The sequence below is a fragment of the Tamlana crocina genome, from assembly GCF_012037625.1.
In genome coordinates, this window is the sequence record NZ_JAAVJS010000025.1 from 32,548 (window position 1) to 43,749 (window position 11,202).

The window sequence follows — 11,202 nt, forward strand, 5'->3', positions numbered from 1 at the left end:
CAATGAATTATTATTCACTTAACCATAAAGCTCCTAATTCAACATTTAAAAATGCCGTAATTAAAGGTTTGGCACCAGATAAAGGCTTGTATTTTCCAGAAAGCATTACGCCGCTGCCAAAATCTTTTTTTGAAAATATTGATGATCTATCTTATTCGGAATTGGCTTTTGAGGCCATCAAACAATTTGTTGTACCCGAAATTCCAGAAGAGGTTCTAAAAACAATCGTTGAAGAAACCTTGTCTTTTGATTTTCCGGTGGTTAAATTGAATGATAATATTTCGACGTTGGAATTATTCCACGGCCCAACCATGGCCTTTAAAGATGTCGGTGCCCGCTTTATGGCGCGTTGTTTAGGCTATTTCAATAAAAACAACGACAAGGAAGTAACGGTTTTGGTGGCCACTTCGGGCGATACCGGTGGTGCAGTAGCCAATGGATTTTTAGGGGTTAAAGGTGTTAACGTAGTTATTCTTTATCCTAGTGGAAAAGTAAGTGAAATTCAGGAAAAACAGTTAACCACTTTAGGACAAAACATAAAAGCGCTTGAGATTAACGGTACTTTTGATGATTGCCAAGCCATGGTAAAGAAAGCTTTTCTCGATGAAAGTTTAACAAGCCAAATGCAGCTCACTTCTGCGAACTCTATTAACGTGGCGCGTTGGTTGCCGCAATTATTTTATTTTATGTTCGCTTATAAGCAATTGCATAATAGCTATGACGACATCGTATTTTCGGTGCCTAGCGGTAATTTCGGAAACATTTGTGCCGGTATGATGGCGCAAAAATTAGGGTTACCCATCAAACATTTTGTAGCTTCAAACAATGTAAATAATGTGGTAACGCGTTATTTAATGTCTCAATTGTACGAACCAAAACCTTCTATACAAACCATCAGTAACGCGATGGATGTTGGTGCTCCAAGTAATTTTATCCGTATTCAGGAAATTTATAAAAACGACTTCGAAACCTTAAAGGAGAATTTATCGTCTTTCAGTTTTACCGACGATGAAACCAGAGAAGCGATGCGCGAGATTTTCGATAATTATAATTATGTGGCCGACCCACATGGTGCAGTTGGCTATTTAGGCTGCAAATCGTATTTAAAGGAAAACCCTGAAGCACATTGCGTATTTTTGGAAACCGCCCACCCTACCAAATTTTTAGACGTGGTAGAAGAGGTTGTTAAAGAAGAGCAACCCTTGCCAGAACAAATACAATCGGTAATGGGTAAACAAAAAGAATCGGTAAGCGTTTCAACTTACGAAGACTTAAAAGACTTTTTGCTAAATTAGCTACAATCTGTACGGGTAGCTAAATATGAAACGAACCTTAGTAAAATTTAAAAACAACAGGTTTCTTAAATTTATTGGAAGGCATGAAAAGTACGCTCCAGTAGTATTTTTTATTGGGGGCTTTATATTCGATACCCTAACCTTGGGAAGGATAGATCGGGCTTACGACCTTACGGTGTTGTCCCTACACATGTCGTTGTTAAGCATCACCCTGTATTTGTTCAATTTAGTAGACGATGGTAAATGGGAAAATACGTTCCTGGAACGTTACCAGGCTTATTTTCCGTTGGCCATCCAATTCTTTTTTGGAGGCTTGTCTAGTGCTTACGTGATTTACTTTTCACGTAGTGTATCGTTAACCAAGACAGCTTCTTTTTTTGTCATTTTAGTAGCCGTGCTCTTGGCCAACGAATTTTTGAAAAAGCGCATTTCCAATAAATATTTGCAGTTTAGTGTTTACGCCTTTTTGAGTTTTACCTTCTTTTCGTTTATGATACCGGTAATATTCAATGTGATGAACACTAAAGTTTTTGTTATATCAGGATTGGTTAGTTTTGCCTGCACCTTGTGTTTACTATTGTTTATTTACTGGTCTAGCGCCAGTACTAGGGCCGAAATACACTTGGGTAAACTTTTAGGTTTTGTTCTGGCTATATACTTTTCTATAAGTGCTTTTTATTATTTTAATTTAATCCCTCCGGTTCCTATTGCCTTAGAAACAGGGCTGGTTGCGCATAGCGTAAAAAAACAAAACAACAAGTATTTGGTGTCTTACCAAAAGGACAACTCATTAATGTTCTGGAAAGATTACCATCAGGAGTTTTTCTATAAACCGAACCAAAAGGTTTATGTATTCTCTTCAATATTTGCGCCTTCAGATTTAAAAAAGACCATAACACATAAATGGAATTGGTTTAATGAGACTACTGAGGAATGGGAAGTTTTAGATAGTATAAGTTATGACATTACAGGAGGTAGACACGATGGCTTTCGGGGATATACATACAAAAGCAACGTAAAACCAGGAAAATGGAAAGTAGAAGTGGTTACCAATGAAGCTTTGATAGTTGGTGTTATAGATTTTGAAATTATACCATCTCCATCTTCAAAAGCCATACCTTTAACAGAAAAGGCATTCTAAAAAAAAAAATCCCCTAAAAGAAGGGGATTTTTATCCAAACTAAAATTTAAATAACTAATTCAGTTATCATGGTTGTCCTTTTAAGGTTTGTTAAATGGCTATTAAATCAAATTAAAAAGGATGCTTTTAATACTTTAGTTGTTTTATTTTTTAATGAAGATATTGGTGTAAAACCACCGTCCTTCTTCATTTTTTTCGGCCGATACATCAAAGTTGGTGTAATCGCCTTCCAAATTATTTTTATGGGCTTCACTTTTAAGCCAAGCGCGAACTACCGATTCTGCCGAGCTATAACCATAAGCCACGTTTTCAGAAACCCGTTTTGCCCCGGCATTGCTTTTTAAATAGTTACTTCGCTTAAAAAAATTGTCGTGAGATACTTCACCATTATCTACCATGTAATCGGTATGACTAAAGGCGACCGATTTTACGATGTCCATATCTTCTAAAGGATTTAAACCTTGTGAAATACGGTGGTCGTTAATGAGTTCTAAAATTTCTAGTTCAATTAACTTGGCTTGTTGGGCGACTAGTTTAAGTTCTATGGCTTCGGCATCATCATCCAAGTTATGGGTTGAGCACGATAAAAACGAAAGCATAGCCAACAAAGCCAATAACGGCAGTTTGATTGGTAACTTCATGTGGGTTAAGTTATTTTAGATTTGGGATTGTAAAATTATAAGCCTAACCCGAAGTAAATGTTAATGAAAAGTTAAAATCGACTAAAAACATGCTTTTTATCGATTTTTAATGTTTTTAATCGTTTAAATGCGACTTATTGAAAGAATTTATTTTCAAAAAAATTTATGGCGCCAATCGGTCTATTTGCCAATTATAATCTTCCAAAAGTTTATAACGAATACGGTCATGCAGTCTATTGGGACGCCCTTGCCAAAATTCCATTTCAACAGGTTTAACAATGTAACCGCCCCAATGCGATGGCCTAGGTATTTCCTTTCCTGCAAACTGTTTTTCCAGATTTAGCAACTCCTTTTCTAAATCTTCGCGATTTACCACTTCACTTTGATTGGACACCAAAGCCCCCAATTGGCTTCCTCTTGGCCGGGATTCAAAATAACCATCGCTTAAGTTCTCTGCTATCTTTTCAGCTTTTCCTTTTATAATGACTTGCCGTTCTGCTCCATGCCAAAAAAATGACAAACAAACGTTAGAATTTGAGGCAATGGCCTTTCCTTTTTCACTATTATAATTGGTGTAAAAAATAAAACCTTCAAAGGTGTATTTTTTGAGTAATACTACCCGGTTTTTGGGATAACCATCCAAACCAATGGTCGAAATGGTCATGGCATTGGTTTCATTTTCAGGAAAATGTGCATCAACTTCGTAAAACCACTTTTGAAACAGTTCTATAGGGTTTTCGAGTACTTCAGAAAGAAGTAACTCCGACTTTTCGTATGATTTCCTGTAGTTGCTAAGATCCTTTTCCATAAGTACAAATTAACAAAAAAAACTTTCGTGCTCTATTACAACCGTTTCATAAAATCACTAAATTTATGATGTGAATTTTCTTTATGACTTTCGAAGAAAAAAAATATTATAACGATTTAAAACCATACAAGTTGAAAATGCCTTTTGGTGATTTTTACTTGTGTGATGGTTTTGTGGTTTCCGAATTAAAGGAAGGGGTGCATTTCGATTGGGAGCGAATAAAGACTGTAATGGATAGAGTTATTGAGTATTATGGAAAAAACACCAAGTGGGGATATATTTCGCATCGTGTTAATCCGTATTCCACGAATCCTCAAACCTGGGAATTAGTCGACCAAACTTACAATAGTGTTATATCCTCTGGGGCTATTGTTTACTATAATAAAATGACTTCAATCAACGCGGCCTTAGAGAAGCATTTTGCTCCTGTGAACATAAAGCGCTTTGACTCATTGGAAGCAGCCATTGATTGGACCTTATTTGAGAAAAATAGTTGAACATAATCTGTTGAATCAATAAAACTTCGTTTGATTTCCATGTATTTAGAAACTTCAGAGTGTTGTAAAAATAATCCTTCACATAAGTTAACGCTTCCGTTTGGAACATTTTACCTTTTTAAAAAATTTTATGCTTCTAAAAAAAAACGAAGGCGAGCATTTAACTTATGAAAAACTCAAGCTTTTAATGGTTTAACTTATAAGATTTTACAGAAAAAACACTAAGCTCGGGTTTATTGCAAACCGCATACACTCCTATTCTACCGATCCGGGCTGTTACAACAGAATTGATGAAGAATTCAATATAATAATTGCCAGCGCATTCGTAGTTTATAATAACTTTTCTTTCGGTAATGCCAATTTAGAAAAACAATTGACTAAAAAAAGATTAAAAGGTGTACTTCCATTAGCCAAGCCATAACCTGGATCTTAAACTTGAAAGAGTTGAATTAAAACTCAAAAGTTTTACCGTCTTTGGCCAATTCAACATTGGCAAAAACTTCTTCAGCTTCATCTTTAAACACCTCTAAGCTGTCGTATCTCGTGGAGTAATGCCCCAAAATTAAAGTCTCCACTTTAGCTTTTTGGGCAATTAGAGCAGCTTCTCGTGCAGTGGAATGTTTTGTTTTTACTGCCAAATGGGCATGCTGGTTCAAGAATGTAGACTCGTGATAAAGTACAGTGGTATTCTCTATAATGGGTACAATATCTTCCTTGTACATGGTATCGCTGCAAAAGGCGTAGCTTTTGGGGCTTGGACCCGGTTCAGTTACGGTATCATTCTTAATAAGTATGCCATGTTCGTTTTCAACATCAAAACCCTGGGTAAGTTTTCTGTAATAGGCAACGTTAATATGGGCGTTTTCTACGGCATGTATTTTTAGTTTTCTTGGCCCTTCTTTTTCCTTAAACAGATAGCCATTGGTGTAAATTCTATGGTTTAAAGGTATGGTGTGCACTTCCACCTTATCGTCTTCAAAAATTAATTCTGATTCTTTTGATGTGAGTTCATGGAAAATCAATTTGTAATTGGTCCACGAATCGGCCAACTTCATTTGAAGCGTAACCACTTCTTTAATGCCTTTTGGGCCGTAAATATGCAAATCGGCTTCGCGCGTCAACAACCTAAAAGTTGAAACTAACCCCACCAGCCCAAAAAAATGGTCGCCGTGCAAATGCGAAATAAAAATATGTTTGATGCGGTTGAACTTGATTCTGTGTTTTCGCAATTGTACCTGTGTACCTTCGCCACAATCAATTAAAAACATGTGATTGTTTATTTCCAATACTTGCGAGGTGGTGTTGTTTAAGGTTCGGGGGGTGGCACTGTAGCAGCCTAAAATAGACAGTTTCATATTGTTTAAAGCTGTTTGTAGTTTAGGGCATCTGCAATGGTAAATTTGCTTTTAAAAGTAAAGGCAAAAGGGGTTTCGCCGTGAGTGTTCAAATAATCCAAACGTAACTTAGCGTCATTAAAATTTGGCATATACCCCACAGGTACATACCAGAACGCCATGTGGGCCATCTTCACTTTACTGAACCATTCCTTTTTCCGTTTGAAAACTTCAATGTGGTTGGACCGATATGTGTAATTAAATAAGGATTCCTGATTTTCCCAAACGGACATATTGATTAAAAGCGAATCGTCCTGAAAAATTGAGGCGGCTTCGTCTTTATCTTCATCTTTTAGGCGCCAAACAAATCCGTTACTTTGGTCGGCTATGGCATTCATTTTGTCAACATTATTCACGAAATCTTGCATTATGGGGTCGTCCATTGGCGCTAAACGCTTGGCAATATTTACTTGTGCAAGATGGTATGCTGTCATATTAAAACCCTAAATCGCGCTCCATTTCTTCCATTTCAATAATATCGTGGGCTTCCTGAATGGTGGGCACCACAACAATTTCGTCTGGAACAAGGTCTAAATCTATTTTATTGTTAACGATTACGAACGATTTTTTTGAGCCGCGATGTATGTTCGAAATTTGCAGAAACTCAACAATATCTTCTTGTCCTAAAGGTTTTAATGAGGTTAAAACCACAATGATATTATAGTTTTTTATTTTTGAATACGACTCCTGAATTTTTTTCACTAATTCTACAATCGTAGCTTGTTCTTGCGTGATTATAGAAATATTTCCGTTTTGGTCTAAAATCATAGTCTACTGTTTTATTTTTGAAGCTAATAAGTATATCACCGCCATACGGACAGCTACGCCGTTCTGCACTTGGTCGAGAATAATCGACTGACTGGAATCGGCCACATCACTGGTAATTTCCACGCCTCGGTTTATTGGCCCTGGGTGCATGATGGTAATTTCTTTATCCAAAGAATCCAATAATTCCTTGCTTACGCCAAACTGTTGGGTGTATTCTCTCGTTGAAGGGAAATAACTGATGTCCATGCGTTCATTTTGCACACGAAGCATATTGGCTACATCACACCAATTTAAGGCTTTACGTAAGTTGGTTTCAACTTTTACTCCAAGGCTATCAATATACTTTGGCAATAGTGTTTTTGGACCACAAACCATCACTTCGGCGCCTTGTAATTGTAATGCGAAAATGTTCGACAGTGCTACTCGGCTATGCAGAATATCACCAACAATAACCACTTTTTTCCCACCAACTTCGCCTAATTTTTCACGGATGGAATAAGAATCCAATAGGGCTTGTGTAGGGTGTTCGTGGGCACCATCGCCAGCATTGACAATACTCGCATTAATATGTTTGGAAAGGAACACGCCTGCCCCAGGATTTGGGTGTCGCATTACCACCATATCCACTTTCATCGATAAAATATTGTTTACCGTGTCGATGAGGGTCTCCCCCTTTTTTACCGATGATTGCGCCGATGAAAAATTTAATACATCGGCCGACAACCGTTTTTCGGCAAGCTCGAACGATAATTTGGTTCGGGTGGAATTTTCAAAAAACAGATTGGCTATGGTGATATCGCGTAGCGAGGGCACTTTTTTAATGGGCCGGTTAATCACTTCCTTAAAATGGTCGGCCGTTTCAAAAATAAGTTGGATATCTTCAGGTTTAAGATATTTTATTCCCAATAAGTGGTTTACACTTAATTCGCTCATTATTCAAGTTAAAAGTTAAAAGTTAAAAGTTAAAAGTTGCTTTTTAAGCAGCTCAGTAACCAACTTCAAGTTATTATTTTATGTTTTTAGGTTTTGACTACACTTCGACTACGCTCAGTGTGACACTCATCCAGACACCAAACTTTAGGCTTTGTGCTCTAGTCTTCAACCTTACATCATTTCTCAATTAAGTAAACCGAGTCTTCGTTATCGTGTTCTTTCCAGTTTACCCTTACTTTTTCTTCGTTTATCACATCTACCTGACGGCCTCTATAATTGGGCTGAATAGGCAAATGCCTACTGAAACGCCTATCGATTAAAGTCAGCAATTCTATTTCGTTGGGGCGGCCAAACGACTGAATAGCGGTTAATGCCGCACGGATGCTTCTACCGGTATAAAGCACATCGTCAATAAACACAATGTTTTTATCTTCTACCAAAAAGTTGATTTTGGTTTTGTTGGCTTCCAAGGGTTTGTCTCCCCTTCTGAAATCGTCCCTAAAAAAAGTAATGTCCAAATACCCCAATTGAATATTTTTCACTTTATAATCTTCACGTAAAATTTTTGCCAATCTATCTGCCAAAAACACGCCACGAGGCTGTAAACCAATGAGTACGGTGTCGCTAAAATCGTTGTGTTTTTCAATAAGTTGACAAGCCAAACGGTGAAGAATGATGTTTACCTCTTTTGCGTTAAGTAAAACTTTTTGACTCATATTTAATCCAAACGTATCTGGTAAACAAAGGTAGTGCAAAAAATTAGAAGTTGAAACGAATGCATAAAAAAAGCCCCGCATTTCTGCAGGGCTTTTGAGATTACCATATGCGTTACTCACTCCTTAACCAATCTTTTATAAGCCGTTCCGTATTCTGAAATTATTTTAATAAAATATGTGCCCTTAGATAGGTTTTTAGACGAAACACTAATTAATAATTCTGGTTTTTCGTAATTACTTTTTTCGACAACTCTTCCTGAAACCGTATAAATACATATCGAATTTATTCCGTGTTTCGATTCAATATTGAAGCCATTCTTTACGGGATTGGGATATAAGCTAAAATCTAAAACAATAGCTTTTCTTGTTGACAAAGTGCTTTCTGCTTCCAAATAGTCGGGAACACCGTTAACATTTGTGTCATCATCTGCTGGATTCCCGTTATTGTTTGCATCTTCATTAATGGTTAAAATACCGTCATTGTCATCATCGTCATCTTCGTAATTTTTCAATCCATCTTTATCGGTGTCGTCATCTATATAAAGCGAGTTTTTATTGGCGTCTTCTGCTAAATCTGGAATGCCGTCAGCATCTGTATCGGTTGAACAACTAACCAAATTTACATTCAATAAATCATCAATAAGAAACTCGTTGGTTGTCGTGTTCTTTATTTTCCGATAAAACGTTTGTGAAGATGATATGGTATAAACTTCATTTATAGGATTAGTTTCATTTTCCGCATCGCTTCGTGAAAGGTAAAAGGTGGTTTCAATATCATCATCAGAACTAGCGCAAAATGTTCCTGTTGGAAAACCATAACCAGAATATTTACATTGTAAATTGTTTAAATAGACCTCTTCACTTCCATTACCATCCATATCGCAAACATCAAAATAACATGGGGTAATACCTGGTGGCGGACCTCCTCCCACCTCTTCTGAAATTAACGTACATTCTTCAATTGCAAAATTACTATCAACGTTGCTGTCTACACGTGCATAAATGGTTTGCGGGTTTGAAATAGGCTGATAAAATCGCGGTAGCGCATTAATTTCATTTTGGGCATTGGACATGGAAATATAGTAAGCCACCGAAACATTATTTTGATGCCCAATTACAATAGGGTTAACATAATGTAAATCTGCACAACTGGCTCCTAAAACATTTGAATCGTTTACTGAGGGATATACAACCACTTGAGCAAAAGCACCTAAGCTTAGCAGTAATTGGATAATTATAAGACTGTAGTTTTTCTTCATAGTTTGAGTTTTAATGACTTTTAATGACTTTAAACACTGAAGTCTCACCAGTATCTGTAATTACCGTAATGAAATATAACCCCACAGGACCAACAAAATCAACGTTTATGAACTGTTTTGACTCATACTGTTTCACAAGCAGGTTTTGCCCTAAGCTGTTGGTCAATTTTACCTTTATATTATTGAATGTTTTTTTAAAATCGATATTTATGTTTCCGCTAGTGGGGTTTGGGTGGATTTTGATGGAATCCTCAAGAGAATTTTTATTCAAACCTAAACCATTATCCATATCGAAAATATAAAATGCCCCAGAGTAATGGGATGCTGCAGTTATGTACACTTCATCATTTCCTATGAATACCTGAGTGCCAAACCTATCGAGTATCGATCTATCGGAAGCAATGACTTTTTGGGTTTGTTGCCAAATGTCATTTTCGCTTTTTTCAAAAACGTAGGCAGCTCCAGATTGCCAAACTGAATTTTCTCCTGCCTCATCATAACCATTTTTATGAGCACCTACAATAATCGTATCTTCTTTCAAAACGACTGAATTTCCAAAATTCACCTCTTCTCCTCGATCTAAAGGGATTAATTTTTGAATCTCCCCCCAATTATCATTTCCATCATTTTTAAAAACATAAGCGGATCCTTGACAAAAGCTAGAACATTCTCTGGGCTCTTCATCGGTATCACTAATGGCTGAAACAATAATATAATCATTATCAATACCCACAGCGTAACCAAAATAATCTTTTTCCTTTCTGTCTGAGGCAATAATTTTATCGACTTCATTCCATACGCCATTCGTATCCTTTTTGAACACATAGGCAGCACCGGCAAAAGGAATCAAATCTGTTCCCTCATCTATTGCACCGATGACTGCATAGTTTCCACCCATCGCTATGGAAGAACCAAATTTATCACCCCGATCTGTATCAGAAACTGTTAGTATTTGTGTTTCCTGCCAAACACCTTCAGAGTCTTTTTTAAAAGCATACACAGCCCCGCCATTGGCAAGTTCGTCATGATGTACTGCCCCTATCAACATATCATTTTCATTTAAGACAATTCTGTAGCCAAAACGGTCGTCTGAATCACCTCTATCAGAAGGCACTATTTTTTGAACTTGATTCCAAACACCGTTAATTGACCTTTCAAAAACATAAACAGCCCCTGCTTGTCCTAAAAAATTTCCCCCATCAGAATCATAACTATGTAAATGAGCTCCAACTACAGCTGTATTTCCATGAATGGATACAGATTCGCCAAACTTCATATTATAATGTCTATGGGTACCGACAATTTTTTGATGAAACTGCCATTTTCCTTCGTTATCTTTTTCATAAATATAGGCAGCACCCGCATTTTCTATTGATTTTTTTCCATTTTGATCAAGCTTTTCGGTATTGTTCCCAATGATTAAATAATTTTCATGTTGCGAAATGGAAATCCCATAACCTATTAATTCGTTATCATCTGGGTTAATAATTTTTTCTCGTTCTATTAGATTTTGGGCCGGAACCTGCAATGTTATTAATAATAGCATTGCAAAAAGTATATTCTTCATGTAACAAGTAGTTTTGATAGAGCAAAATTAGTTTACTAATCTCTTTTGATTATAAGGGTTTACCATACAATCATTACAATTTTTAGTGAAACTTATTTTATTGCTTTTTTTATGGTTTTAAAATCTTTGACATCTATTTTTTTGTCTTTAAAGCTTGGCCTTCCGAAAAATAAAATTTTTCCA

12 protein-coding genes are annotated in these 11,202 nt (G+C 36.6%); 3 read left to right on the forward strand and 9 right to left on the reverse strand.

From position 1 onward, the window contains the following. Window positions 1–2: 2 nt before the first annotated feature. Window positions 3–1,295, forward strand: a complete 1,293-nt coding sequence (gene thrC / locus HC176_RS14310) for a threonine synthase (RefSeq protein ID WP_167919448.1) — start codon at window positions 3–5, stop codon at window positions 1,293–1,295. 25 nt (window positions 1,296–1,320) lie between these two features. Then, window positions 1,321–2,436, forward strand: coding sequence for a DUF2914 domain-containing protein (locus HC176_RS14315; RefSeq protein ID WP_167919449.1), 1,116 nt, complete (start codon window positions 1,321–1,323; stop codon window positions 2,434–2,436). A gap of 143 nt (window positions 2,437–2,579) precedes the next feature. On the opposite strand, the gene HC176_RS14320 is transcribed toward HC176_RS14315, so the two are convergent. Beyond that, window positions 2,580–3,077, reverse strand: coding sequence for a CAP domain-containing protein (locus HC176_RS14320; protein ID WP_167919450.1), 498 nt, complete (start codon window positions 3,075–3,077; stop codon window positions 2,580–2,582). Between the two features lie 163 nt (window positions 3,078–3,240). Beyond that, window positions 3,241–3,885 carry a pyridoxamine 5'-phosphate oxidase gene (pdxH, locus tag HC176_RS14325; protein ID WP_167919452.1) on the reverse strand — a complete coding sequence of 215 codons (645 nt, stop codon included), beginning with the start codon at window positions 3,883–3,885 and terminating at the stop codon, window positions 3,241–3,243. A gap of 83 nt (window positions 3,886–3,968) precedes the next feature. Here pdxH and HC176_RS14330 point away from each other — a divergent pair, with 83 nt between their 5' ends. Beyond that, window positions 3,969–4,382 (forward strand): hypothetical protein, encoded by a 414-nt coding sequence (locus tag HC176_RS14330; protein WP_167919454.1) that lies wholly within the window; start codon window positions 3,969–3,971, stop codon window positions 4,380–4,382. Window positions 4,383–4,831: 449 nt separating this feature from the next. Here the strand turns inward: HC176_RS14330 and HC176_RS14335 are convergent, their stop codons facing one another. The 7 genes from HC176_RS14335 to HC176_RS14365 form a co-directional block, all read right to left on the reverse strand. Continuing rightward, a complete protein-coding gene (locus tag HC176_RS14335; protein WP_167919456.1) occupies window positions 4,832–5,737 on the reverse strand; it encodes a ribonuclease Z in 906 nt (301 codons plus the stop codon). 5 nt (window positions 5,738–5,742) lie between these two features. Continuing rightward, the gene (locus tag HC176_RS14340; protein WP_167919458.1) at window positions 5,743–6,210 is read right to left on the reverse strand and encodes a DUF3291 domain-containing protein; all 468 of its coding nucleotides are present in this window, start codon (window positions 6,208–6,210) and stop codon (window positions 5,743–5,745) included. 1 nt (window position 6,211) lies between these two features. Continuing rightward, window positions 6,212–6,544: a ribonuclease Z gene (locus tag HC176_RS14345; protein WP_167919460.1), complete on the reverse strand. Its 333-nt coding sequence runs from the start codon at window positions 6,542–6,544 to the stop codon at window positions 6,212–6,214. Window positions 6,545–6,547: 3 nt separating this feature from the next. Further along, on the reverse strand, window positions 6,548–7,477 hold the full coding sequence (locus tag HC176_RS14350; RefSeq protein WP_167919462.1) for an aspartate carbamoyltransferase catalytic subunit: 930 nt from the start codon (window positions 7,475–7,477) through the stop codon (window positions 6,548–6,550). Window positions 7,478–7,653: 176 nt separating this feature from the next. Then, complete coding sequence (pyrR, locus tag HC176_RS14355; protein ID WP_167919464.1) at window positions 7,654–8,193, reverse strand: bifunctional pyr operon transcriptional regulator/uracil phosphoribosyltransferase PyrR; 540 nt, start codon at window positions 8,191–8,193, stop codon at window positions 7,654–7,656. Window positions 8,194–8,309: 116 nt separating this feature from the next. Then, window positions 8,310–9,452, reverse strand: coding sequence for a T9SS type A sorting domain-containing protein (locus HC176_RS14360; protein ID WP_167919466.1), 1,143 nt, complete (start codon window positions 9,450–9,452; stop codon window positions 8,310–8,312). 10 nt (window positions 9,453–9,462) lie between these two features. After that, the gene (locus HC176_RS14365; protein ID WP_167919468.1) at window positions 9,463–11,019 is read right to left on the reverse strand and encodes a T9SS type A sorting domain-containing protein; all 1,557 of its coding nucleotides are present in this window, start codon (window positions 11,017–11,019) and stop codon (window positions 9,463–9,465) included. Window positions 11,020–11,202: the final 183 nt, after the last annotated feature.

Bases quoted from the DNA above. Each gene is read 5' to 3' on its own strand.
- HC176_RS14350 (WP_167919462.1), bottom strand. From the start codon at position 7,477: ATGAGCGAATTAAGTGTAAACCACTTATTGGGAATAAAATATCTTAAA.
- HC176_RS14335 (WP_167919456.1), bottom strand. From the start codon at position 5,737: ATGAAACTGTCTATTTTAGGCTGCTACAGTGCCACCCCCCGAACCTTA.
- HC176_RS14345 (WP_167919460.1), bottom strand. From the start codon at position 6,544: ATGATTTTAGACCAAAACGGAAATATTTCTATAATCACGCAAGAACAA.
- HC176_RS14315 (WP_167919449.1), top strand. From the start codon at position 1,321: ATGAAACGAACCTTAGTAAAATTTAAAAACAACAGGTTTCTTAAATTT.
- HC176_RS14320 (WP_167919450.1), bottom strand. From the start codon at position 3,077: ATGAAGTTACCAATCAAACTGCCGTTATTGGCTTTGTTGGCTATGCTT.
- pyrR (WP_167919464.1), bottom strand. From the start codon at position 8,193: ATGAGTCAAAAAGTTTTACTTAACGCAAAAGAGGTAAACATCATTCTT.
- HC176_RS14360 (WP_167919466.1), bottom strand. From the start codon at position 9,452: ATGAAGAAAAACTACAGTCTTATAATTATCCAATTACTGCTAAGCTTA.
- HC176_RS14365 (WP_167919468.1), bottom strand. From the start codon at position 11,019: ATGAAGAATATACTTTTTGCAATGCTATTATTAATAACATTGCAGGTT.
- pdxH (WP_167919452.1), bottom strand. From the start codon at position 3,885: ATGGAAAAGGATCTTAGCAACTACAGGAAATCATACGAAAAGTCGGAG.
- thrC (WP_167919448.1), top strand. From the start codon at position 3: ATGAATTATTATTCACTTAACCATAAAGCTCCTAATTCAACATTTAAA.
- HC176_RS14340 (WP_167919458.1), bottom strand. From the start codon at position 6,210: ATGACAGCATACCATCTTGCACAAGTAAATATTGCCAAGCGTTTAGCG.
- HC176_RS14330 (WP_167919454.1), top strand. From the start codon at position 3,969: ATGACTTTCGAAGAAAAAAAATATTATAACGATTTAAAACCATACAAG.